This is a genomic window from Edaphobacter sp. FHG110511_03 (genome assembly GCF_059115365.1).
Map to the genome: position 1 here is coordinate 42,805 of NZ_JBZYWL010000001.1, position 24,938 is coordinate 67,742.

Sequence of the window (24,938 nt, forward strand, 5' to 3'; positions counted from 1 at the left end):
TTTGGCAAAACCAACAGGCAAATAGCAAAATAAAGCAACCGGTTGTGCCGGAAGCGGCGGCAGTCCGTGCCAATAGAACCTATGACACCATGGCTGAGATTCATGAGAGGCAGCTGGTCACTTCGACTAACGAGCACATCGATGTGGCCGCCTAACGTTCGCTCCTGCCCTCTGCACTCCTTAGACTGGAAAGGGGCAATTGCGATCTCGAAGTATCCCTCGTCTCTGATCTGGTGTTGCTAGCGTAGCCTGAGCTGAATTTTGAGGGCTTCTAAGAGACGGGCGTTCTGGTCTTCGTCGTGCACCGCGCACCGAAGATGGTCACGAGTTATCCCTTCAAAATTCGCGCAGTTACGAAGAACTATGCGGTGTTCGCGAACCAGGTTTTCCCAGCAGACTCGTGCTTCTTCCGGTGCACGAAAGCGAACCAAAACGAAGTTGGCAGCCGCACGATAGCTGTGCAGACCCAGCGCTTTCAAGTCTGCAACTAGTTTTATTCGACGCTCATGATTGAGCCGTAGCGTACGTTGTGAATATGCCGTATCGGCAAGCGCGACTTGAACGCCGATCGCAGCGAGGGTTGTGATCGACCAGGGCGGAAGGTGGCGTCGGATAAATCCATTCATCTCGTTATTCGCAACCGAATATGCCACACGTAAACCTGGGATTCCGTGAAATTTTGTAACGGAGCGGAACACGATCAAATTCCTAAAGCTTTCCACTTCACTCACTACTGAGTCGTTCGGCGCATAGTCAATAAATGCTTCGTCCAACAAGACCCAAATATTGAGCTTGGCCGCCCTTTCAATAAAGTTGAGGAGCTCGGCGCGATTAGAGAGAACGCCAGTGGGGTTTTGAGGATTAGCGAGAAGGATTGAATCATGACCATCAGTCGCAAGTACCTCGAGTAGGTGATCTGGCTGATAACGAAACTCCAATTCTTGATCAAGGACGTATGGCGTTACAGCGACGTCGGCGCGCAGGAGAGCATCGCGATATTCTCCGAACGAAGGTACGGGCAGGAGACATCTTCGGATTCGAAGAATAGCTAGAACCGCATCTAGTAGAGGGACAAATCCATTTCCAACAGCTACCGATTCCGGTGCAACATCAGCGTATTGGGCAATTGAAAGCCTAAGCTCACGCTCATCCAAATCGGGATACTGGCTCAATGTTGTGGGATCATTGAGGGCTCGCTTCATCGCCTGAATCACTGAAGCGGGCGGGCCCTCTGGATTAATGTTTGCACTAAAATCCAGCAATTCAGACGCAGAAACGCCGAAGCGTTTGGCAATCTGACGTAGCTGCCCTCCGTGTGCTGGAACGTTGATGTCCGTCGTCATGTATTGCCTCGCCTTGAGACCGCGGCGAAGACGAGGCCAACAGCTAATCCGACTATGGCAGCAACAGTGGTTAGCCGAATTGCCTCCCTTGCTTTTGCTGGACTTGCCTCAGGAAATTCCTCCCCCATTCGCGGAGACGAAATAAGTTCGCCACCATAGCGGTTGTCTCCCCCGAGCCGCACGCCAAGCGCGCCGGACATTGCCGCTTCAGGTTGGCCGGCATTCGGACTCTTATGCTTTCCTCCATCCTGTAACCACACATCCCAAGCAGCCCGAGGCCGGGCATTCGCGGAGAGTGCCGAAGCAGCGATCACGGAGAGTGCCGTAACTCGGGATGGTATGTAGTTGGCAACGTCATCTATTCGTGCAGCGGCCTTACCAAAGTAGAGATACCGTTGGTCGCGGTGACCAATCATAGAGTCAAGTGTATTGGCAGCCTTATATGCCATAGCCAGCGGGACTCCACCTATGGCGAGATAAAGAATGGGTGCGACAACTCCGTCAGAGGCGCTCTCTGCAAGTGTTTCTATAAGTGCCCGGCTGATCTCATTCTCATCCAAAGAATGTGTATCTCGACCTACGATACGTCCCAGGCGCTCGCGCGCCTGGACAATATCCTCCTGACTTAGCGCATCCAAAACAGCCTGCGCCTCCTGCTGGAGATTTCGAGCGGCTAAGCAAGTCCACGCGAGTACTAGTTCTGCTGAGCATCCGAGTAACCGCGATCTTCGATAGGCCAGTTGGATAACAATGCGTGCCAGATAGTACGAAGAAGTGATTACACCGGCTGTGAGGGCAGTCCCGGCGAAGAACTCACGACATGGACTGTCACCGGGTCGGCGCACGACTCTCTCCCAGTTCGCAATGGCAATCCCCATGAGACGCACAGGGTGAGGAAACCATTCGGGGTCTCCCGCAAATGAATCAATGAGATATGCCGCTGGCAAGAGGTAGGTGCGTTTCATTCGGCGATCCGATGATCTGGATGCGATCCAGTTTCGAAAACCGGGCCTGCGTAAGTAAGGTCGACCCAGGTAAAAATTCTCTTCATATCGAGGGCATCTTCAACCTCGGCAGCCAATCGGTTGAGAGATGTTTCGCGCATCGCCTGCCATGAGTTGAAATCTGCCGCAGGAGCCAACTGATGAAATTCGCGCGCGGCGCTAAGGAATGTATGACGAAAAGCATCCTGATCAAATAGCCCGTGAAGATAGGTACCAAAGATGCGGCCGTCTCGCGCGACGCAACCATCTCTATAGCCTCCGCACGCTGTGCCACGTGTGATTTCCGCGAAAGGTTCAGCATTGGCTAAATAAGTTGTCTCGCCGATATGAATCTCGTACCCAGCGATAGAGATTGAGGGAATCTCCTGGCCGAAGAGCGAAGCCGCCGTCACTCTGCCGGTTGAGATACTCGTCACTTTCTGTGGATGCATCGTAGTGTGTATTGGAAGTAGCCCCAGACCAGGAACCAGTCCGCTACGCTCTACCCCGGATGGGTCGGAAATACTTTCGCCGAGCATCTGCATACCACCGCAGATACCCCCAACAAGACCTTGTCGCCCTTGCTCTCGGACAACGCGATCAATGCCGCGATCCATCAACCAGATCAAATCATCAGCTGTCTGCTTGCTTCCTGGCAGGATCAGAACGTCCGCGTGTTGAAGCTGTTCAGCGGTCCTGGCAAAACGAAGCGAAACGGACGACTCGGCGCGAAGCGCGTCGAAGTCAGTGAAATTAGAAAATGAGGGAAGAGCCACTACCGCAATTCGCAGCTTACGGTCCCGAGAATTGCTAGGCTCCCAACCTGTGGTCTCAATTTTGAGTAGTCCGAAAGAGTCCTCTTCGTCGAGATCAAGATTGTCCAGATGTGGTACGACTCCGAGGCAAGGTTTCTGGAGGCGCTCTTCAATCATGCGAACACCAGGTTCGAGCAGCTTTTGGTCGCCGCGAAACTTATTAATCGAGAATCCATAAATACGCTTCCGTTCTTCTGGGTCAAGGAGCTCGACAGTACCCAACAACGAAGCAAAAACACCACCACGATCAATATCGCCCACCAGAAGGCAAGCAGCATCTGCTAGATTCGCCATACGCATATTTACGATATCGTGTTGCTTCAAATTGATTTCAGCGGGTGATCCGGCCCCTTCAAGAATGATCACGTCGTATCGCTCGGCGAGGTATTCGTAGCTCTCTTGCACGCGAGGTAGAAGCTCATCAACCCGCCGCAAGTGATAGTCCGCAGCAGAAAGAGTGCCCCAAATTTTCCCGCAAACTACAACCTGAGAGCGCATTCTCCCACTTGGCTTCAAGAGAATTGGATTCATGTGAACAGAAGCAGGAATACCCGCCGCCTCCGCTTGGAGCGCTTGGGCCCGGCCGATTTCGAGGCCCTCGATCGTCGCTGCAGAATTAAGAGACATGTTCTGCGATTTGAACGGCGCGACACGCACACCATGCTTGGCAAAAATTCGACAGAGTGCAGCCACCATGAGGGACTTTCCCACATGCGAACTCGTTCCGAGGACCATGATGGCGCGGGCTCTCATGCCTTTGATCCCGCAGTGTAGGTCTCATATGACACACAGCTTTGAAGAGGCTTTCGCCGCTCCCATCCAACACGTTCAAGTTCAGGCTCGCCTGCAAATTTATCCACGTAGCCAAGGCAAAGGTAGGCGACTGGAACAATGTGATCCGGAATGCCTAAGATAGAGCGAAGCGCATCTTGAGACAGTATGCTGACCCACCCTACCCCTACTCCTTCTGCTCGTGCAGCAAGCCAGAGATTCTGTACGGCACAGACTGTCGAGTAAATAGCGGTCTCAGGAATACTTTGACGCCCGAGTCCATGACCTTGTTTGCTTTGCGGATCGCAGACGACACAAAGGTTTTGCGGGGCTTCGAGGATACCCTCCAACTTTAGCCTTGCGTAGTGTTCTCGCCGTTCTCCTTGGTAAATTGCTCCTGCGTGCGCATTGGCCTCGCTGAAAGCCGAATGGATCTTGGTACGAGCCTCAAACGATCGAATAATAATGAAGCGGGAGGGCTGCATCAATCCTACGGATGGCGCGTTGTGAGCGGCCGCGAGGAGACGCGTCAATAGTTCTTCGGGGAGTACCGTCGGTAAATATCCGCGCCGCACGTCCCGCCGCTCCCCGATGACGCGATACACCGCCTCTCGTTGGGCTTCATCAAAAGCCCCCACTTGCCCACCGTTCTCTACCTTAGCTGCCACTACCACGCCCTTGACCATTTCGGACCAGCTTTGTCCTCGGGACGCAATCGCGCATCAACGCCTGCATTGAATTCAATGAGACGACCAAATAACCAGATCGCATCCGACAAACGATTAAGGAAGGCGATGATCTCGGGCTTTACGGAACCTCCGTTCTCAACGAAACGAACAGCAGCGCGTTCTGCTCGGCGGCAAACCGTACGCGCGACCTCGTAGGCTGCAGATTCACGATGTGCTCCGGGCAATGACCAGTCGCTTAGAACACCCTCGACCGATTCAATCTGATGAACGAGATCGGTTAACATGTCGATGTCTTCGGGACTGATTAAAGGAGGCTGCTTCTTGCTCTCAGGGGGCGTCGCCAAAGCGGAGCCCAGACGAAACAGCGTTCGCTGGATTGTTTCCGTCCACGCTTTGATTTGTTCATTAGTACAAATGCTTCGGGCAAATCCGAGCACGGTATTTAGTTCGTCGACAGAACCGTATGCTTCGACCCGAAGATCTGCTTTTGATACGCGAATTCCACCGGCGAGGCCAGTTTGGCCCCCATCGCCCCGTTTAGTTGAAATACTCATTGTGGCGCTCCTTGAATAGCTGTGGGAGTGGCCGCCACGAGGTTTTCCTCAATGATGACGCGGAGCGTCTTGAGGAGACGCGGGCGGACATAGTTGATTGTGAGGCTGTCATCGAGAAAGTCGATGAGGCATGGAGGAGCGGATCCGAAGAGCGTTTCTTCCGGAAAGAACCATGGATACACTGGTCCCAGCTCGGCAAGTGTCCTGGCTCGGACAATAACCGCGGGGAGATACTGTACGTTACCGCGCAGCAGACGATAGGCGCGATGATAGCCATCTCGCAGAAACCACCGGCCGCGAAACTCGGCTACTTCAAAAAAAGGACTGCCGCCGTGAAGCTGTATGGGATGCCGATCACATGTGGCAGACGTGCGGACCTGAAAATTAGGATTCTCCGATTGCAGAACTAGCTCAGATCCACTGGAAGCAAGCCTCCTATACTCGACTGGAGCAGCTGGAGGGAATGCAAATTCGAAGAGTGCGGGCCAATTGTTCGCATTCGGAATCTCCAGATAAGGGCGCCGACCATCTAGCATGAGGCGGCGTTGAAAGACGTGTAGCCGACACAAATCTACTACTCCGATTGTCCAATCAAGCCCTTCCATCTCTTCCTGAAGATCGAACCGTTCCAAAACCCGTTCAATCAAGCCAGCCAGCTCCCCTGGAACCTCCCCGAGTATGGCGTCATCGAAGATGAGGGATTCCCGTTTGGCGATCTGACTCCGAGCAGTATCTATCTCACGAGATTGCGTGTCGGTATTCGGTCGGAACTCATTATCATCCAATCCCCAAGCGATGAGTTCCCGCACATCTACACGATCTGGCATCACAAACTCCGATCCCGGTTGGGATAATCGAACACGCCGCAGTAGTTTTTCGTACGCAACCAAGCTTCATCATCACTCAATCCTAAGCGCTGGGTTAAAATCGCGCGCAAGACGCCCGCGTGTGTCACGATAGCCGCATTCTGGTTAGAAGCGTTAATTGCATCGAACTCAGTGAGCGTTCTCTCTTCAAAGGATGAGAACTCTTCGCCATTCGGAGCACGAAGTCTGGGAAACTCCGAGGCCCAGCGTCGCGCATACGCTGGATCGCGTCTTTCATTTTCTTCCCATGTCGAATTTTCCCAATCACCGAAGCTTATCTCCCGAAGGCTGCTTGTAATACGCAATGGGACTGCAAAGAACGTCGCTATGGCATTGGCGGTCGAAAGAGCGCGTTGAAGGTCGCTGCTGTAAACAGCATCCAATTTGTATGGTTTTAAACCAAGCATCATATGCTCGATTTGCAGGCGACCTTTCTCATTGATTGGCGGATCGGAGTGACCGCAAAAGGTCCCGGAGAAATCCGTCTCAGCATGGCGAATGAGAAGAAGCAATCTATTTGCAGTCATACGCCCCAAACCCCGCACAAGTAGACGGCTATCTCGGTAAGCTGCATAGTAGCTCCGAAGCAGTCTCCCGTAATGCCGCCTATCCTCTTGAAGTAAAATCGACCACTTAAATATGTGACGAGGAGCGAAGCGGCGATGGGAACAATAGCCTGCCAACGAAGAACAACACCAGTTAACGTGAAGGCAAAGAGCGTCCCTATAATCAAAGACCATCTTGTTGTTAACCTTGCAATGCGAGCCCCTTGACCTTCGCCTTCGCGAGCTGACGGCAGAAAGCAACTAAGAGGTAAAACAGTCCAGCGGCAAAGAACGCTCGCAACGATTAAATATGCGGCGATATGGCGGGCCGGCAATGATGAAATCAGGATGATCCGCCCCACAATACTGAGACATACCGCTACGGCTCCGTAACTGCCGATACAACTGTCTCTAAAGATGAGTAGGATCTTTTCTCGAGTATGGCCGCCGCCAAATCCATCGGCGGCGTCCGCTAGTCCATCCTCATGAAGGCAACCGGTAACCAAGACCAGAAGGGTCACCACGACAAAAGCGGAGGCTAGCCGCGGTAGATGCCGAATGAGAACCAGATTCAAAAGTGCTGCCGCACCGCCGATGAGGGCACCGACTAAAGGAAAATACTTTACTGCGCGAGAAAGCGCGTCAGGGTGATAGTCAACACTCGGCAAGGGCACAACGCTCAGAAATTGGACCGCTGAGGCCAAGTCCCCGCTAACGCTCTTCAGGCTCTTAGTCATCCGGAGACCTCGCTAACCCCGGCGGATTCAAACGTTGCCATCTTCCAATAAAGCGAGACGGCGGATTCAACGATCGACATGGCTAAGACGGCTCCGGTCCCTTCACCCAGTCTCATGTTCAGCGACAGCAAGGGCTCGATGCCGAGGTAGTCAAGAAGCAAGCGGTGTCCTGGCTCGAGAGACTGATGACCAGCCATCAAATAACCCTTAATGTTCGGTTGAAGAGCTACAGCTAGAGCGGCGGCGGCCGTAGAGATGAACCCATCACACAGAGCCACGATCCGGTGACTCGCCAGGCCCACGACCATCCCGGTCATGGCTGCGATCTCCAGCCCTCCAACATTTCTCAAGATTGCTATGGGATCAGCGTGCGAAATCTTCTCAAAGTGTCGCTCGAGAGCACGATTAACGACCGCGGCTTTGTGCATCCGTACTGCATCATTGATACCTGTTCCGGTACCGGTAACAAGATCGGCGGAAACACCAGTCAGTGCAGCCGTGATCGCGGATGCCGAGGTGGTGTTTCCGATACCCATCTCACCAATCGCGACTAAATTTTGTCGAGCCGCTGCGGCTTCGTTTGCCTGCTCGAGTCCAGCCGCAAGGGCACGCCAGACTTCTTCGTCGGTCATAGCTGCATCGCAAGCCATGTTTGCCGTCCCGTGAGCTACCTTTCTATGAATAAGGCGCGGGTGGCCTCTCAAATCCGCATCTACGCCTACATCCACGACGTGGAGGGTCGCACCGTGCAAGCTTGCGAGTACATTGATGGCCGCGCCTTCGCCGAGGAAATTTAGAACCATTTGGTGCGTTACCTCACGCGGGTAAGCACTGACGCCTTCAACCGTAACGCCATGATCCGCCGCAAATACATAGGCGGCTTTACGGATCGGAGCTGCCGGATCCCTCTGCCGGATTGCGATCCATTGTGCCGCTATATCTTCAAGCCGACCGAGACTCCCTAGAGGCTTTGTTAACGTATCCAAACGTGCACGAGCAAAGGCAAACGCTTCCGGACTTAGAGGTACAACTCGAGCGCAGGCATTTAGAAAATCATTCTCGAATGAGATCTTTGCTGTTTCCATCTAGTGACGCCCCCTCCACGCTTCTCCTCCCAGCGACACTCGAAAGCCGGCGCGGAAGTTGAGAGGGAGCGCCGGATAACCGAATGCTTCGCTGTAGTGCTGACTCAGAAGATTTTGGATCTGTGCATAGGCAGTAAGGTAGCTGGTTACGTGATAGTCACCCGATAACTCAAGCCGTTGATACGCGCCATCAAGATTCTGGTTGGGCAGAAGAAGATTTGGCTTACCATTGGGGTCGCTCGTCAGAAAGTCGCTATCATCGCGTAAGCCGACGATCGTTGCACTGAGTGATGTCGAAAATCGACTACGGCTGTATTGAATTCCGAAGTAGCCCGAGTTACGTGCACGGCGAAAGGGGCGATTTCCCTTCAAAGGACCGGAACTGCCGATCGGAATTGAACCAAAGTTGTATGCGGTGTTATACACCGGTTTTAGCGCACTACTTGCAAAAGAGTCTTGCACCTTACCATCGAGGAGCGTATAGCCTCCTCGTGCGAAAAAATGATTTCCCAACTGGAGCTCGATCTGCGTCTCAAGACCCTGAGTTCGATAGGAGAGCGAGTTTACGTAAGCTCCTGCAACGCTGGTTAGAGCGGCTGCGGGTACGCCGAAACTGATAAGTGCCGTCTGCGAGAGAAACTCAAGCGTGTTTCCGAATTCATTGTGAAAGTATGTGAGTCCGAGGCGTCCTCGACCGTGGGCGAATTCCTGATCGAGCCCTGTATCGTAGCTTCTGGAAGTCTCAGGCCCAACCTGGTCAATGTTGTATTGGGCGATCAAAGGCGCTGTCGCAGGACTGATCGCAAGCAAACTCAGCAACGAATTATTCTGCTGAAAAATGCTTGGGCCTTTAATGCCCTTGGCAAAACTCGCATGCACTTTGGTTCCACTAAAAAGGTGACCAGCGCCGGGACGCGTCAGATAGTAGCCAATGGCGGCGCGTGGTGTCGTGGCAAATCCGAACGCTGCATTGTCTTCAAGACCGGAACCAACCGTGTAGTAAAAACGATTTTGCAGGTCCCCCTGAATCTCCATCATGTAGCTGTAGTTACCCCGATTAGCGAAACCTGGACTGCTACCGGTAGAAATTGAAGATCCGCGCTCGTTTTCGAATTTGAAGGCTCCCAGCGCAATGGTATGCATGGACAGCCGATAGTCAGATTGCACGTAAACAAAATCGCGACTGGTGGCATTCGTCGTAAAGTTTGGGAAAATAGTCGTGGGTCGTTGAAAAATGGCTTGCCCACTGACGCTATAACCGTTTGCTCCTCGAATCGTGACCGGTGCCCCGAGATAGTACTTCACGCTGCCGTCAGGATTTAGTAGCGGAATGCCAGTAGGTGCGTAGTCGGAGTATTCATAGTTGAGACGGAGTCCGCCGTACCGAAGAAGATTATGCCAGCGATCAGTGGTCTGATTGTTCAGCGTGACACTCACATACTGGTCCTGCTCCTTAGAACCAGCTGCATCCGGAATACCGTAGAGTAAAATCGCGTTCGGCTTGCCCCCCGATGTTGCCACGTGACGATACGTCAACCTGGCATCCGTTGTGGAATTGAGCTGATAGCCGAAGTTGCCGGCGAAGGTTGCATTATGAAAGGTATTTGATGGAATGCTGTTGTGGGTATCCTGGCGTCCAAAGTCCGCCAAATAGTCCAGCCTTTGGACAATCCCACTCAAGGCGGCTTCCTGGCGATAAGAACTGAAGTTGCCGCCATCGGCAGAATAGTCCAGCCGGGGTGTCACTGTGGATCCGCGGCGCGTCGTCAACGACACAACTCCGGCAAGTGCGTCGGAGCCGTAGAGTGCGCTATTCGGTCCTCGCAACACCTCAATGCGGTCAATTGCTACCGTGGAGATGTTGGCGAACTCTGTTGCTCCACCGATATCGTTTGCAGGAACGCCGTCTATAAGAACCTTCGCAGTGTTCGTCGCTCCGCCGCGGATGGAAACGCCACTTGTCCCGCCGCTCTGCCCGGTCTGCGTAACTTGTACCCCTGGGACATACCGCAAGGGTTCCTGAATGTCGTTCGAGTGGGGAAACTGCGCTGAGGTCAGGACGGTAACCGGGGCCGAAACCTGTGCCAAAGGTGTCGGTGTCCCTGTAGCCGTGACCGTAATCGCCTCAGTCAGCGTCGGTGTCGAAAGCGTTAGGTCCAGGCGGAGATCGCTATTGGTAACGAACAATCGTAGCGGCGTAGTCGTGGTATTGAAGGACTTCGCATGAGTTCGCAACTGAAATTGCCCAGGCTTAGGGACCCTGACTTGATATAGTCCGTCTGAACCCGCATGGACTGTTAACACAACGGAACCGTTTTGATCGAGAAGCTCGACAGAGGCATTCGGCACATTCGCACCGAGTGGATCTTTGACGAATCCATGTGCGGTACAACAGACATCAACGAAATTGCTGCGAGTCTGTATGGTCTGCGCACTGGCAGTTTTGATCTGCTGCACAAGATCAAGGTGAAGAATCAGCACAAATAGTCCAAGATGACAATCAATACGTCTGTACACCGGTTCCCCTCGAAAATGCTCCTAGCGGAGAGGTTGATATCCCACCTTGTATGTCGCCCGTCTCAAGCCGTCTTTCTCGACGTGAGATGGCTGCTTCGACAAAATGCTCAGCAACTGTAGGATTGGAAAGAAAATGGAGATGGATGTAGCTAGCCAATAGATTTGCGCTGGAGACGCCGAAGCCTTCTCGCTCCAGTCGTGCAGAGAGCGAATAGCTGACCCGGTAATTGCTCGATAGACCGTGTGTTGCAGCCATTTGAGAGTAATGAAAACTATGACCACGAATGGTTGTGCCTGCCGGTCCGAGCAAGCAATCTTGTGTGAATGCGACGGTAACGTAACCAAAGCTTTTGAGATGAGGGGTCATCTCGACGCGGCATGGCAAGACTCCAGACATTTCATGGAGGGTGCCATCTTTCGTGGTTAACGCTGCGGCGAGATACATCATGCCGCCACACTCTGCATATATGGGACGTTGGGACTTTGCGAACTCGCGAATCGCAGCGAGCATTGTCGTATTGCCGCTTAGCTCTTTTGCATAGAGTTCAGGATATCCGCCACCCAAATAGAGCCCATCCAGCATCGGCGGCAGATCGGAATCGTGCAAAGGGCTGAACTTCACAATTTCAGCTCCCTGTTCGCGTAGAAGATCCAGATTATCCTCGTAATAAAAGCTGAAAGCAGGATCGAACGCCACGCCGATACGTGCTCTTACTTCCGTTCTGGCCTGGGGCATAGAGTCGGATTTCAGATCAAGCCTACATTGCAGAGAGAGAAGCCAATCGAGAGATAGGTGGCTCTCGGCTGCGCTGGCGAGTTTGGTAAATTGGCATGTCGACTCTTCGTCTTGCGATTCCTCTGCGGTACGAAGACCGAGATGTCGCTCTGGAATTGAGATAGCGGATTCTCTTGGCAGCCATCCGAGTATTGGCGTTCTGCATCGATCGAGAATTGCCGCTTCGAGCAATCGAAAATGATGCTCGCTCCCAACGCGGTTGAGGATAATCCCAGCAAATCGCAGTTCCGGATCAAACATCTCAAAACCAAGGACGACGGCAGCGATGCTTTGAGCCGATTTGCTTGCGTCAACGACCAGCACAATTGGCAGTTTAAGGAGGCTGGCAATCTCGGCGCTGCTTCCTTTTCCAGTCCCATTCTTCCCATCAAACAAGCCCATCATTCCTTCGACGACAAGGACATCCGCACCCTGCGAAGCGCGTCGCAGGATATTGCGATTGTTCTCGGAGCTCAGCATCCAGGTATCCAGGTTGCGTGATCTTCGCCCAGCAATGCGGGTATGATGCCCAGCATCTAAGAAGTCTGGACCACCTTTGAACAGTTGGACCACGTGCCCCCGGCCACGCAATGCGGCCGTGATGGCCAATGTGACAGTAGTTTTGCCGACGCCGCTGGATGTCCCCGCAACGAGAAATCCTGTCATAGCTGCGCGTCTCCTTTTAGCACTAACGGCAGCCCGGCGATCATAAAGAGGACGTTATCCGCAAGCACCGCCACTCTCTGATTGATCTCGCCGACGAGATCTCGAAATCGACGGCCTGAAGCGTACGCTGGAACGACGCCACTTCCTACCTCGTTTGAGACAAGAATGATATTGCATGGGGCGTGGCTAAGAGCGCCACATAAGGCGTCGATTTCTGTATGGGTTGCGGTAGTGTTGTCACCGAAGCGCTCAAGTATATTTGCAGCGAAGATAGTAAGACAGTCGATCAGGATGACTTGCGACGACTCATCCGGCGCTGACAAAACCCTCGCGAGGCCAACGGGCTCTTCTATGGTCTTCCAATGAATTGGGCGTTCCGATTGATGGCGATCGATCTTGGATTGCATTTCGGGGTCGTCCCGAACCTCAGCAGTGGCCACAAATGTGACATTGTCTGCACGTTCTGCGAGTCGTTGCGCATAACCACTTTTGCCGCTGCGAACACCACCGAGAACAAGCGTCACCATCATGCAACTCCCTAGCCTGTGCTGAGATTAGCGAAGGAGACAACGGTTCCCGAAGTGACCAGATGAACCACTGCGACCTCGTCTCCCCGCGGAGGCGTGTGCGATCTTTCCTGGCAGGTCTTCGGACTTACAGGCTTCCTACTGGCTCAGCTTCCCAGTCCACGTCGGACCAGTGCATTATTGAGCGTTCGTTCCTGAATACCGCTGCGGGGCAGTTCCGGATTCTCACCGGATTCCCATTTTCACCCTAGAGTCAGGGCACCTGGAATTGATTGGAGTCTATCATCCTCCTCGTCTCCGCGGCTTAGTGCTACCACATACTTTTCATTAGGCTCTTGGCCTCTAATGGAACACCCACTGAACGTATGCACCAAAAGCCGTTGCCAAAACGAATGTCCGTCATTGTGAGCGGAGAAACTTCTAAGCGCAGAAATGACTGATGCGGAGAGCCTTGCATCGCATACACCACTGCTGCCCGAATAACAGACCCATGCGTCACAGCAACGACGGAACCAGCACCTCGTTGCCTGTCGAGCCAAGCTCCGACTCTTGTCATTAGTTTGTAAAAAGATTCGCCTTCGTGTGGTGCTGCGCGAATGTCGTTCAGCCAATCAATCAGACTTTGAACCTCTTCCGATTGCAGTTCTTCTAGAGAACGGCCATGCCATCGTCCGAAATCGCAATCTCGAAGTTCTGAATCATCTATCGCGTTCAATCCTAGAGCGTCCGATGTCTGTCGTGTCCGAAGTTCTGGAGCCACGAATACCTTGATATCTCTTGACACTCTCCGAGGTACGGGTGCAAGCTCCCGCAAGGACTGCTCATCTAAAGGTTCATCAAGCGGAAAGATACCGGCCTTTTGTTCCCGCGTAGCTGGGTGGCTTATCAACGTGAGGCGACCATGCAGAGCGTTGGACTTCATAAAGTAGGTGTTATCTTACGAGAGTCGCTTGCGCTACACTGAAAAAAAGGAGCTTCGCATGGCATCGCAAAACACAGGTTCGATCTCGCAGCCAATCTTCGTTCCCACGATTCCGTTGTCTGAGATTCTTCCATGGGCATTCTTCGGCGGGCTCCTGCTCCTATTGGCAATCTACTTTGTGGGAGCCGAACAAGGCGCGACCAGTATCATGCACGGTCGTACAGTTCACGAATTCGTTCACGATGGCCGCCACCTCCTGGGTTTTCCCTGTCACTGAGAGACGGATTCTAACCTAAGGTCGGAATGTCTCTTGGCACGTAGCCTACTCATCCGCGGCATGTTGGTCGGCATCCTTGCCGGCCTGGTTGTATTCGTTTCCGCTCACTGGCTGGGCGAACCTCAAGTGGATCGCGCGATTGCCTTTGAATCCGGCACCGGCCATATACACGATCAAGAAGAGCCAGAGATTTTCAGCCGGCGCGTTCAGAAAACCGTCGGGCTACTCACTGGTACGGTAACATTCGGCGCGGCATTAGGGGGTCTTTTCGGCCTTAGTTTCGCTTTTTCATATGGACGCGTCGGCCCGACCCGTCCGCGCGACCTCGCCGCGTTCCTCGCCTGCATTGGTTTCATAACCGTTGTGTTCGTTCCAAGCCTCAAATATCCTGCTAGCCCGCCGTCAGTCGGCAACCCTGAAACAATTGGCATTAGAACTAGCGCATTCTTCTTAATGATCCTGCTCTCTGTTCTTGCAATGGTCGTATCGATTAAGATCGGACGCTACTCAATACGGCGATTTGGAGGATGGAATGGCGGGGTTTTGGCCGCAATCTTTTTTATCGCAATAGTAACCATCATCGGCTATCTCCTTCCACCGATCAACGAAGTCCCGACAGGATTCCCTGCTGATTTGCTTTGGCAATTTCGTCTGGCGTCATGGGCTCTTCAAGTTCTGCTTTGGGCATCGATCGGACTTCTATTTGGTTGGTTGACGGAGCGCGACAAGCGATGGTCGGGTGCAAAGTTCTAGGGGCGCTTGCTTCATGTCCAGACACTCCACCGTGATACAAATGAATTAACCCGAGGTGCCCAATAGGGCTTAAAAGGGAAGTCCGGGGAAATACCGGCGCGGTCCCGCCACTGTAAACAAAGAGACGCTGCCTGCAATACCACTCGGTCGAACAACCGGGGAAGGAAGGCAGTCGACATGCAAATGTCGCTTTGAGCCAGGAGACCTGCCAGGGGTTCATGTTTGCAACGTTCTGCGGAGAACAGACTCTTGCGCCCCAATATTGACCTCTTCGAGGATAACCCGCGTCAGTCTTGCTCCCTCGTTCGGGCGGCGATCCCGAATGCTCATATTCTTTCGCGGCGCAACTTCACAAGCGGACTCCTCTGTCTAATCTTCGCGCGTTCACTTCTGGCCCAGCAGCGGCCTCGCCGCATTGTTTCCACGGCGCCTAGCATCACCGAGGCACTTTTCGCACTTGATCTCGGGGGGCAGGTCGTCGGCGTTTCACAATATTGTGATTTTCCTCCTGAGGTTGCCAAACTTCCCAAGGTCGGTACCTACGTCAAACCTAACCTTGAAGCGATCGCACGGCTCGCACCCGACTTAGTAGTTCTTCAGACGGCGCCCGTTGATCTGACAGATCGGCTCAAAGCCTTGCGTATTGGGTTTGTTGAAGTTCCGCACGGCACATTGAATGACGTTCTAACGGGGATCCAAATCATCGCAAGATCTGCAGGAGTACCAGACCGGTCTGCTGCTGTAGTCGGCCGAATCAAAAGCTCGCTGCAAAACACCCGAATGAAAGCCCGTACCTCGCCATCCCCCCATGTCATTGTGATCGTTAATCGTAGACAAGGAACGCTGACAGACTTAACAGCAGTGGGCCCCGACAATTACCTCAATGAAATTCTGGAAGTTGCCGGGGGGACCAATGTGCTCGCAAAACCTGGACTCCCACGGTATCCCCACATTTCGATGGAAACGATCATCCGCGAGAACCCGGATGTAATTCTCGATCTCAGCAGCATGCAAGATTCTGAGGCGAAGCGACAAGAAGAGCGTCCAGCCCTTTTGTCGCTCTGGCGGCAGAACCAGACGCTTAAAGCTGTATGCGGTGGCCGTGTGTACTTCGGCACCTCGAACGTTCTTTTGGTTCCAGGCCCACGTGCGCCTCAGGCCGCCGAAATGTTGTTCGATTTCCTTCATGGAAGCGGCGGAGGGCTACAAAGTTGAACCATGTTCTCGCCATTGACGATCTCAGCTTCTCGCACGGCACGCGAGAAGTTCTGAAGCTTGCAACATTCCAAGCAGCTCCAGGAGAGTTTCTTGCTCTGCTTGGTGTCAATGGTGCGGGCAAGAGTACGTTACTCGACATCCTCGCCGGCCTGCGCAAAGCGGATTCCGGCGCAATTGAGGTGGAAGGGCGCGATCAGCGACAGTGGAGACCTCGTGAACTTGCTCAACGTATTAGCCACCTACCGCAGGCCGTAAACGCGAGCCTTCCTTTCACGTCCGAACAACTCGTCGCAATGGGCAGATATCCACATACCGATAGATGGTTCGAATCCGAGGAAGACCACAAACTAATCCAGAGTTCAATGGAACGAACCAACTGCTGGCAACATCGCCATCGTACCTTCAGCACACTCAGTGGCGGAGAGCGCCAGCGCGTACTACTAGCAGCATGCCTTGCTCAAAGTGCGTCCATCCTGCTGTTAGATGAGCCCTCCACATTTCTGGATATTGAACAGCAACTGCACAGTTTCTCACTGCTCCAAGAAGAATCGCAGCGTGGCAAAGTCTGCATTGCCGTCACACACGATCTAAATCTCGCTTTGACGCATTGCACGCGAATACTCGTGCTCGCCGATGGTGTCGTGAAGTATGACTTTCTACCATCGCAGGCCCATGAGGATCAAGACTGGCTAAAGATTTTCTCCCCCCGTCTGAGGATAGACCGCACATCTGCGGATGCGCCCTGGATCTGGTATCAATGAGCGCTCTTCACGAAATGTCGAGTGTCTCCCGTCGGAGCCTAGCTGTAGCGATCTTCACGTTCGCGGCAAGCGTGGTGCTACTTCCATGGATTGGTGCGGGGCCTATCAACCTGGCGAACGTTTTGCATCGCCAGGCGCCCGACTATGACATCTTTATCCAGCTTCGGCTAACCCGGACGCTACTCGCCCTGCTAGCAGGTGGAGCACTTTCCTTGGCTGGCTCGCTCTTTCAAGCGATGTTGCGCGACGCTCTCGCAACACCCTACACCCTTGGCATCACGGGCGGTGCTTCGCTCGGCGCAGTAGCGGTGATTGCAGGGGGATGGCCAACAATCTGGGGACTCCCGGGCACGTGGTTTGGAGCGCTTGCAGGTGCGTTTTCGGTCATCGGTCTAGTAATCGGCAGTTCGCTCCACAGCCGCCGCATTTCGGCGTTTAGCCTCCTGCTCACAGGTATTGCTATCAACAGCGTGAGCGCGGCCTGCATTGTTATCCTCGGTGGTTACGCTGGTATGTCTCGTTCCTTCTCCATTGCCCATTGGCTTATTGGAAGTATCGATTCAACAAGCTATCTATCGTTGGCGGTACTTGCATGCGTTGTCATGTTTTTGGGCGCGATGATCCTTCTCCAAGCCCGGAGTTGGAATCTGCTTGCGGTGGGTGAACTTTGGGCCGCTTCGCGCGGCGTTCGGATCACTACTGTTATGCGAACGGGTTACATCGCCGGTTCCATCCTTGTTGCTGCAACAATTGCGCTCACCGGTCCTATCGGGTTTGTCGGCCTCATCGTCCCGCATCTCGTCAGAACAAAAGTCAGTGCGGACTATCGAATTCTGCTCCCAAGCGCGTTCTTTTTTGGCGGGTCACTCCTCGCAACTTGCGACACACTTGGGCGCGTAGTAATCGCGCCGGCCGAGATTCCCGCGGGCGCCATGTTGGCCCTTATTGGTGGCCCGTATTTGATATGGGTCATACGGCAACGAAAACCTCTGGAGGAGGCCTAATTATGTCAACCTCTTATCGCCAACGCGTCATCCGGGCTGATGGACGGGCATTCAATATCGTTCGACATCGCGCACACCTGACTTACTGCTATACCGGCTGTTGCTGCGGCATCACAGAAAGAGGATATGCCGCTGTTCCCGTCGACGTTTACCAGGAAGAGTGGCTGCGCAGAAAGATCCGTCAGGACGTCCATCTCACGAAAGGCGGGTGCCTCGGTCCGTGTGCGCTCGCCAATGTGGTCAGCCTGGTTTTTGATGGCAAGAGTATCTGGTTTCACTCCGTGAATAGTGAATGGCAAGTACGCCAGATATTCGAATACATCGATTCGATGCTGAAGGCTGATCGATTCGTGCAACCACCTGCGGAACTCAGTGAGTATGTATTCAACTACTACGACTGGGACGTCCGCTTACCGAGCTCTTCTGACGGTCTACTGAATCTCGAGGCTGTTCAACCGAACGGCGCTATCATGCTTCTCTCCCATGCCGACACGGATCTCCTCACTCTTATCAAAGCCTCCGAATCTCTTCCTGAAGGTCTTCAGGTAAGTGGGTTCTCTCTTAATGCGTTGCGCAATGAGGACCAGATGAAGGTCCTGATTAGTGGCGAGATGAGTAAGGCAAAAGTCATTGTTGTTCGTTGCCACGGTCCCCTCAGTTGCATTCCGGGCTTCGATCAACTTAAAGCGACTTGTATCGTGCGCGGCCAGTCACTTGTATTGATAAGTGGAACTGGTGAGAATACCTCGGAGTTCGCCGAAACTATCAATACGCCTGCCGACGTGATGCAAACTGCAGCTGGCTACCTGGATCTTGGCGGAGTAACAAACTTTGCGGAACTATTTCGCTTTCTTTCCGATCGCTTGATGCTCACCGGTTATGGATACGGACCTGCCAGTTCAATGCCAGAGCACGGAATCTATTTGTCCGACACAGATTCAGCAAGCTATGAGGACTGGCGGCGGCAATCTGATCCCTCCAAACCCACTGTTGCCATTTTGTTCTATCGTGCTCATCGCATGAGCGGGAATACAGGGTTCATCGACACCCTATCTCAGATACTTCAGGACAAAGGCGTCAATACTCTGTGCGTATTCACCTCAAGTTTAAAATCCATGGAAGACGGGCGGCCCGGCGTCTTCCGCTTGTTCGAAGGACAAGCTGACGTTCTTATTTCGACCCTTTCGTTCGCTCTTGCCGAGGTCGACACCGGGTCTGTAACAATTCCGGGCAAAGAGCTCGGTGCGCTTGAACAGCTCGGTATTCCTGTCATACAAGCGATCGCTAGCGGTATGCCACGTGGCGCATGGGAGGGCTCCCGTCGCGGTCTTAGTGCGCTCGATACCGCCGTGAACGTTGCTATACCCGAATTCGACGGACGGATCATTACAGTGCCGATGTCGTTTAAGGAGCGGAACGAAAACGTTGACAGTCTTTACGTGGCGCACGAGGAACGAGCACAAAGAGTTGCGGGCATCGCCGTTCGCCTTGCAGCATTGCGTCGAAAGCCTCGTCAAGAAAAGCGCATCGCTTTCGTGCTCACAAACTCTGCGGCAAAAGCTTCACAGATTGGAGGAGCCGTCGGTCTCGATTCACCCGCAAGTCTCTTGACCACGCTTCGCGCAATGCGAGCGAAACGGTATGACATCTCGGCTTTGCCTGAGAGTTCGGATGAATTGATGGAGAACCTTCTCTCTCGGGGAACATACGACAACCTTCACCCCCTTGACCCCGCACAAGCCAAGCGCTTCTCACGCTCAAAATATCATCAAATATTTGCGGGCTTCCCAGAGCGACCAGCACGGAGGATGCAGGATTTTTGGGGACAGCCACAGAAACATGGGCCAAGCATCCGGCCTGAGAAAAAGACCGACAAAAAGCTACTTCCGACCATCGGCGGAAAGATCGTTTCTATTGACCAGGAAGAACCGTGGGCCGATGAAAGTGATTATTTATTCTCTGCGCTGGACTTAGGTAACGCACTCATTGCGCTGCAGCCCCCGCGTGGCTATGGGCTCGATCCGGATGCTATTTATCACACGCCAGACTTGCCTCCAACCCATCATTACACCGCCTTTTACCATTGGCTCGCAACGTCGGAAATTGAAGGCGGGTGGGGCGCTGACGCAATCGTTCACATGGGTAAACACGGCACTCTCGAATGGTTACCGGGCAAAGGTATTGGGCTTTCTGAAGAATGTTACCCCGACCTTCTTTTAGGGGATCTTCCCTTGGTCTACCCATTCATCCTGAACGATCCTGGCGAAGGCAGCCAATCAAAACGTCGCACGCATGCGGTCATCATCGATCACCTAACGCCACCGATGACGACCGCGGAGACGTACGGAGCGCTCGCGGAGTTGAATCAACTCGTCAACGAATACTACTCAGTAGAAAAACTCGATCCAGTAAAACTTCCATATCTTCAACAACAGATTTGGGAACTGGTGCAACGCACAAACCTCAAAACTGACCTGGACATGAAGACAATGCTCACCCGCGAGCGCGGCGACCATACGCATGAATGGGATGACGCTCTGACTCCTGAGGGCGTTCCCACAACGTTAGCTTCGATGACAGGAAATGAAGTAGCCCATCTGATAGAGGATCTTGACGGTTATTTGTGTGAAATTGGTATGGCACAAATTCGAGATGGGTTGCATATTCTTGGGCAGATGCCGCCACTCCCAGAGATGCTGCGATCGCTTACACGTCTGCGTAATGTCGGTGTACCAAGCCTGCAGGAAAGCCTCGCGAACGCCTTTGGCTTTGACTTGTCGAAACTACTCGACCAGACAGGGGAACGCCTTGCCGAAGATCGGCATCTTTTAGGTGCTACTTGCTACACCCATGCTGACGCTCTCGAAGTCTTGGATCGAGCATCCCTCGATCTCTTCACGATGCTCGAGACATTCGGTTTTCGGCCGTCAATCATTGGCGATGTCCAGCGTGCCGTCCTGGGAATAGAGAACGATGATATCGCGGCAGCTTTAAATTTTGCGTGTACTGAACTTGTCCCCAAACTAGAACAAACGGGAGACGAGATCGAACATCTTCTCGATGCCCTTGACGGCAAGTATATTCCCGCCGGGCCAGCCGGAGCGCCGACACGTGGCATGGCTCATGTGCTGCCCACGGGGCGCAATTTTTACGCCATCGACCCTCGCGCTCTGCCTTCTCAAGCCGCATGGCGCGTAGGCCAGCAACTTGCTCGCGAAGCAGTTGAACGTTTCTACGCGGAAGAAGGCAAATATCCGGAGATGATGGGCCTCAGCGTTTGGGGCACGTCACAAATGAGGACCCAAGGGGACGACATCGCCGAAGCGTTTGCATTATTAGGGGTGGAACCGGTGTGGAATTCTCAGTCGCGACGACTCGATGGTGTTGCTGTCATTCCATTAGAAAGCCTGAAGCGCCCGCGAATTGACGTTACTCTGCGGATTAGCGGGTTCTTCCGCGATGCCTTCCCTCGCCTCATTGAACTGTTCGACCAAGCAGTTTCACTCGTTGTCGAATTGGATGAGGCGATCGATCAAAATTTTCCCCGCAAGCACTACCTTGCGGATCTGGAAACTCACAAAGAGCTCCCCGAACATGAAGCCGATGCGCAAGCCCGTTACCGCATCTTCGGGTCTAAGCCGGGCTCGTATGGCGCCGGCATTCTCCCACTTATTGAGACCGGTAATTGGCTCAATGACCAAGACTTCGCCAAAGCCTTTCTGGCGTGGGGAGGCTATGCGTATGGCAAAGGGAATGATGGAGTAGACGCACAGCCGATCTTCGCTGAACGACTAAAATCCATCGAGGTAGCCCTCCACAATCAGGACAATCGTGAGCACGACATCTTTGACTCCGACGACTACTTTCAGTTTCATGGAGGGATGGTCGCATCGATTCGTGCGCTAACGGGTAATCAACCCAAAGCATATTTTGGAGATAGTTCCCGCCCAGAAGCCGCCAGAGTGCGCGATCTCAAAGAAGAGGCACTGCGAGTCTATCGCTCTCGCGTAATCAATCCGAAGTGGATTGAAAGCATCAAGCGACACGGCTACAAAGGTGGCCTAGAACTTGCTGCGACCGTCGACTACATCTTTGGGTTCGACGCCACTGCACAAATCGCGCCTGACTTTGTCTACGAAGGGCTGGCAGAACATTATGCACTCGCGCCGGAAATGCGTGAGTTCTTCGCAAAGTCGAATCCATGGGCGCTCAATGCTATTGCGGAGCGTTTACTTGAGGCCGCAAAGCGAGAGTTGTGGGAGTCTCCGTCTCCAGAGACTCTCGAAGCGCTACGGGGAGTTCTTTTCGATACGGAAACGTTGCTCGAAGCCCAAGGTGAACGCAAACGGGAGGCGATCCAATGAATCGACCAACTTATCCGTTTACGGCAGTCGTAGGTCAGCATGAGATGAAGCTTGCATTGCTGCTTGCTGCGGTTGATTGGCGGCTTGGCGTTCTCTTACGTGGGGACAAGGGTTCGGGTAAAACCACTACCGCGCGGGGGCTCGCATCGCTACTTCCCTCCCCTGCTCGGTTCGTTAACCTACCAATAGGCGCCACCGAAGAACGGCTTCTGGGTGGCCTAAATATTGAGCGAGCAATGAAAGGAGAACCAGTCCTCAAGCCGGGCCTTTTGTCGGAGGCCCATAGAGGGGTTCTATATATCGACGAGGTGAACCTGCTTCCCGCGCATCTAGGTGATGCCCTGCTGGACGCCGCTGCTAGCGGCATTCATCTGATCGAGCGCGAAGGCCTGAGCGAGTCTCACCCTGCAGAATTCGTACTGCTGGGCAGCATGAATCCCGAGGAAGGGTCGCTGCGTCCACAATTACTGGATCGCTTTGCCCTTTCGGTCGTAGTAGGTGCACCACTTGACCCTGCCGAACGAATGGCCGTTATGGAACGGCGTATGTCATTCGAACGCGATCCTAGTCGTTTCATGGCCGACTGGTCTACCGAAGAAGTGACAATGAGGACAACAATTGCTGATGCAAGACAGAGACTAACCAATATTAGGTGTTCGGCTGAGATGTTGAGCCACATCACGTCCTGCGTCTGTGAAAGAGGTGTTCGCTCTCTAAGAGCCGATCTCGCAGTCATGAGAGCTGCGATCGCTTGCACTGCCCTAGAGGGGGCGGAGACAGTCGAAGAAAGCCATATTGCAACTGTCCTACCCTTGGCGCTTGCTCATCGGACTCGCGACAATCACCCTTCAACCCCGAGTTCGAAAACGCAAAAACCGCCGGCCGAAACGGATTACCCACCCCAAGATGAAATTCAAAAGGTCACAGAGCGCATCTTTCCACCCCGTGCTGTGGAAGCTCCTGCCCTACAGCACACAGATACCGTGGCCACTGGAAAGGAAAGCTCAGCTGCCTCGGGCATACGCCGTGGACCGGTCATCGGATCAAGGCAGTCAGAAACTCCGATAGAGCTTGATGTACGAGCCACAATAACGCATTCCTTGCGAGAGACCGGGTTGATTCAACCGCGAATGATCGATTTGCACGAGCGTGTGCGCGAGCCGAGCGCCGGCACCCGCTATCTCTTTGTGATCGACTCCAGCGGATCACACGCTGTCCACGAGAGAATGCGATTGGTGAAGGGTGCGACCGTAAGTCTATTGACCCGCTCATTCAGGGCCGGTGATGAAACTGCAATCATCGTATTCCGCGGTTCTTCCGCGGAGCTCGTGCTAGAACCAACCTCCAGTCTTGAAGATGCGTTCGCATCCCTCGAATACCTCCCCACAGGCGGTCGTACACCACTGGGACACGGCCTTGCTTTAGCAAAAAGTTGTGTGACACCCAAAACCTTACTCATCGTCATAACGGATGGTCGGGCCAACTTCCCGCTGCGCGGAGAAGATCCATGGCAAGATGCCCTTGGAGCCGCATCCGAATTGAGTTGCCCAGCGCTTGTCATCAATACTGAAATTTCGGAGTATCCCTTGGAACGAGCAAAGAAACTAGCGGTGGCTATGCGTGCCCGCTGCGTCTCTCTGGACGAGTTAGCAACTCTCGGAGATCTGACAGTTGAATTGTCTTGATTCAAACCGATATTGGAAGCTTGGATGTAGCCTTTCGTACCCATACAACCTTACGACGACGTATTCTGCGTATCGCCGCCAGTGGATGTGAACCGCTGACCCTTTACTCCATTAGACGAATGGAATCTAAGAACAATTACGTCGCAGTTAATCACTGGAGGTGGATTGCTGGCCGCCAATCAGTGTGTTTGCGATTTATCACTCATTGCACCTCTTCCGCCCCTAACCGTTCCCTCAAATGTCATCATCAGATAGGTTGTTTATTCATCTGACGACTTGCAGAACATATCTCCAAAGCACCAATGACCTGCACGGACTCTCTCTGGCTGTACAAGATGTGCTTCCCGAGGATTTCGGAGTTGAGTCTCTGATGACGATTTGGCGATAGAAGGCTGGATACACCAAAGGGGGTTGATTGCGCCAAACGATTACCTGTGGGGTAATTGCTGCCCCTCGCAATCTATTCGATATTGAGGCTGTAGACGTACAGGATTGATTGCGACGCTACAGATCACAGGGAGAACCACATGCAGGCCTATCAGATTCACACGATCGCATCTGCGCCGGAAAAGTCGAAGGCAGTGCTCGAACAGTTGCAGCACTCGTTTGGCGTTATTCCCAACTTGGCCGGCGTAATCGCGAACTCGCCGAAACTCGCGGCCGCTTTCCTTTCAGTGTTCCACAGGTGCATAGCACCAGTCTTACTGAGCAGGAGATTCAGATTGTTCTCTTGGCGGACGCAGTCGCGAACTCTTGCACGTATGCCGTCGCGTTCCATACCGCGCTGGCGCTTAAAGAGGGAGTAGGTTCTGAAGAGACCGAGGCGATTCGCGAGCGGCGGACGGCCAGCAACCAGCGATTCGCTGCACTCTCTACCCTGGCAAACGCGCTCATAGAAAAGCGAGGACATTTGAGCGAGCAGGAGCTCGATTCGTTCATTAGTGCAGGCTTCACAAAGGAACAAGTCCTGGAGGTCATTACCGTAGTCGCGGCCTCGACGATCACCAACTATGCTGGGAACGTAGCCAATCCGACGCTTGAAGATCGTTTTCAGGAGTACGCCTGGCGAGGATGACGACGG

The 24,938-nt window shown here is 53.4% G+C and carries 22 protein-coding genes and 2 riboswitches; of the genes, 9 read left to right on the plus strand and 13 right to left on the minus strand.

The window, feature by feature from the left end:
• Positions 1-239: 239 nt before the first annotated feature.
• The 10 genes from AC5S26_RS00140 to AC5S26_RS00185 are packed head-to-tail and all read right to left on the minus strand — an operon-like array spanning position 240 to position 10,737.
• Positions 240-1,343 carry a pyridoxal phosphate-dependent aminotransferase gene (locus tag AC5S26_RS00140; RefSeq protein WP_494182815.1) on the minus strand — a complete coding sequence of 368 codons (1,104 nt, stop codon included), beginning with the start codon at positions 1,341-1,343 and terminating at the stop codon, positions 240-242.
• Positions 1,340-2,308, minus strand: coding sequence for an adenosylcobinamide-phosphate synthase CbiB (gene cbiB, locus AC5S26_RS00145; protein ID WP_494182816.1), 969 nt, complete (start codon positions 2,306-2,308; stop codon positions 1,340-1,342). Before cbiB ends, AC5S26_RS00140 begins: the two co-directional genes overlap by 4 nt.
• Positions 2,305-3,894, minus strand: coding sequence for a cobyric acid synthase (locus AC5S26_RS00150; protein WP_494182817.1), 1,590 nt, complete (start codon positions 3,892-3,894; stop codon positions 2,305-2,307). Before AC5S26_RS00150 ends, cbiB begins: the two co-directional genes overlap by 4 nt.
• Positions 3,891-4,598 (minus strand): 5,6-dimethylbenzimidazole synthase, encoded by a 708-nt coding sequence (bluB, locus tag AC5S26_RS00155; protein ID WP_494182818.1) that lies wholly within the window; start codon positions 4,596-4,598, stop codon positions 3,891-3,893. The genes AC5S26_RS00150 and bluB overlap by 4 nt, the downstream gene beginning before the upstream one ends.
• Complete coding sequence (locus AC5S26_RS00160; protein ID WP_494182819.1) at positions 4,580-5,155, minus strand: cob(I)yrinic acid a,c-diamide adenosyltransferase; 576 nt, start codon at positions 5,153-5,155, stop codon at positions 4,580-4,582. Before AC5S26_RS00160 ends, bluB begins: the two co-directional genes overlap by 19 nt.
• Entirely contained in the window at positions 5,152-5,982 is an 831-nt protein-coding gene (locus tag AC5S26_RS00165) for a hypothetical protein (protein WP_494182820.1), read from the minus strand. Before AC5S26_RS00165 ends, AC5S26_RS00160 begins: the two co-directional genes overlap by 4 nt.
• A complete protein-coding gene (locus AC5S26_RS00170; protein WP_494182821.1) occupies positions 5,982-6,548 on the minus strand; it encodes a histidine phosphatase family protein in 567 nt (188 codons plus the stop codon). Before AC5S26_RS00170 ends, AC5S26_RS00165 begins: the two co-directional genes overlap by 1 nt.
• Positions 6,545-7,303, minus strand: coding sequence for an adenosylcobinamide-GDP ribazoletransferase (gene cobS / locus AC5S26_RS00175; RefSeq protein WP_494182822.1), 759 nt, complete (start codon positions 7,301-7,303; stop codon positions 6,545-6,547). The genes AC5S26_RS00170 and cobS overlap by 4 nt, the downstream gene beginning before the upstream one ends.
• Positions 7,300-8,388, minus strand: coding sequence for a nicotinate-nucleotide--dimethylbenzimidazole phosphoribosyltransferase (gene cobT / locus AC5S26_RS00180; RefSeq protein ID WP_494182823.1), 1,089 nt, complete (start codon positions 8,386-8,388; stop codon positions 7,300-7,302). The genes cobS and cobT overlap by 4 nt, the downstream gene beginning before the upstream one ends.
• Positions 8,389-10,737 carry a TonB-dependent receptor gene (locus AC5S26_RS00185; RefSeq protein ID WP_494184586.1) on the minus strand — a complete coding sequence of 783 codons (2,349 nt, stop codon included), beginning with the start codon at positions 10,735-10,737 and terminating at the stop codon, positions 8,389-8,391.
• Here AC5S26_RS00185 and AC5S26_RS00190 point away from each other — a divergent pair.
• On the plus strand, positions 10,705-10,875 hold the full coding sequence (locus AC5S26_RS00190; RefSeq protein WP_494184632.1) for a hypothetical protein: 171 nt from the start codon (positions 10,705-10,707) through the stop codon (positions 10,873-10,875). The genes AC5S26_RS00185 and AC5S26_RS00190 overlap by 33 nt on opposite strands.
• Before the next feature lie 13 nt (positions 10,876-10,888).
• Here the strand turns inward: AC5S26_RS00190 and AC5S26_RS00195 are convergent, their stop codons facing one another.
• The 3 genes from AC5S26_RS00195 to AC5S26_RS00205 form a co-directional block, all read right to left on the minus strand.
• Complete coding sequence (locus AC5S26_RS00195) at positions 10,889-12,346, minus strand: cobyrinic acid a,c-diamide synthase CobB (protein WP_494182824.1); 1,458 nt, start codon at positions 12,344-12,346, stop codon at positions 10,889-10,891.
• On the minus strand, positions 12,343-12,876 hold the full coding sequence (cobU, locus tag AC5S26_RS00200; RefSeq protein ID WP_494182825.1) for a bifunctional adenosylcobinamide kinase/adenosylcobinamide-phosphate guanylyltransferase: 534 nt from the start codon (positions 12,874-12,876) through the stop codon (positions 12,343-12,345). Before cobU ends, AC5S26_RS00195 begins: the two co-directional genes overlap by 4 nt.
• Before the next feature lie 93 nt (positions 12,877-12,969).
• Positions 12,970-13,154: riboswitch (cobalamin riboswitch) on the minus strand.
• A gap of 29 nt (positions 13,155-13,183) precedes the next feature.
• A complete protein-coding gene (locus AC5S26_RS00205) occupies positions 13,184-13,795 on the minus strand; it encodes a histidine phosphatase family protein (RefSeq protein WP_494182826.1) in 612 nt (203 codons plus the stop codon).
• A 58-nt stretch (positions 13,796-13,853) separates the two neighbouring features.
• Between AC5S26_RS00205 and AC5S26_RS00210 the strand changes: the two genes are divergently transcribed.
• The 8 genes from AC5S26_RS00210 to AC5S26_RS00245 all read left to right on the plus strand — a co-directional run bounded on the left by AC5S26_RS00210 (position 13,854) and on the right by AC5S26_RS00245 (position 24,932).
• On the plus strand, positions 13,854-14,072 hold the full coding sequence (locus tag AC5S26_RS00210) for a CbtB domain-containing protein (protein ID WP_494182827.1): 219 nt from the start codon (positions 13,854-13,856) through the stop codon (positions 14,070-14,072).
• Between the two features lie 33 nt (positions 14,073-14,105).
• Entirely contained in the window at positions 14,106-14,825 is a 720-nt protein-coding gene (locus tag AC5S26_RS00215) for a CbtA family protein (protein ID WP_494182828.1), read from the plus strand.
• Positions 14,826-14,861: 36 nt separating this feature from the next.
• A riboswitch (cobalamin riboswitch) is annotated at positions 14,862-15,052 on the plus strand.
• A 22-nt stretch (positions 15,053-15,074) separates the two neighbouring features.
• A complete protein-coding gene (locus AC5S26_RS00220; RefSeq protein WP_494182829.1) occupies positions 15,075-16,040 on the plus strand; it encodes an ABC transporter substrate-binding protein in 966 nt (321 codons plus the stop codon).
• Entirely contained in the window at positions 16,037-16,804 is a 768-nt protein-coding gene (locus tag AC5S26_RS00225; RefSeq protein ID WP_494182830.1) for an ABC transporter ATP-binding protein, read from the plus strand. Before AC5S26_RS00220 ends, AC5S26_RS00225 begins: the two co-directional genes overlap by 4 nt.
• Entirely contained in the window at positions 16,801-17,808 is a 1,008-nt protein-coding gene (locus AC5S26_RS00230; protein WP_494182831.1) for a FecCD family ABC transporter permease, read from the plus strand. The genes AC5S26_RS00225 and AC5S26_RS00230 overlap by 4 nt, the downstream gene beginning before the upstream one ends.
• 2 nt (positions 17,809-17,810) lie before the next feature.
• Entirely contained in the window at positions 17,811-22,172 is a 4,362-nt protein-coding gene (locus tag AC5S26_RS00235; RefSeq protein ID WP_494182832.1) for a cobaltochelatase subunit CobN, read from the plus strand.
• The gene (locus tag AC5S26_RS00240; protein WP_494182833.1) at positions 22,169-23,857 is read left to right on the plus strand and encodes an ATP-binding protein; all 1,689 of its coding nucleotides are present in this window, start codon (positions 22,169-22,171) and stop codon (positions 23,855-23,857) included. The genes AC5S26_RS00235 and AC5S26_RS00240 overlap by 4 nt, the downstream gene beginning before the upstream one ends.
• Positions 23,858-24,542: 685 nt before the next feature.
• Positions 24,543-24,932, plus strand: coding sequence for a carboxymuconolactone decarboxylase family protein (locus AC5S26_RS00245; protein WP_494182834.1), 390 nt, complete (start codon positions 24,543-24,545; stop codon positions 24,930-24,932).
• Positions 24,933-24,938 lie beyond the last annotated feature (6 nt).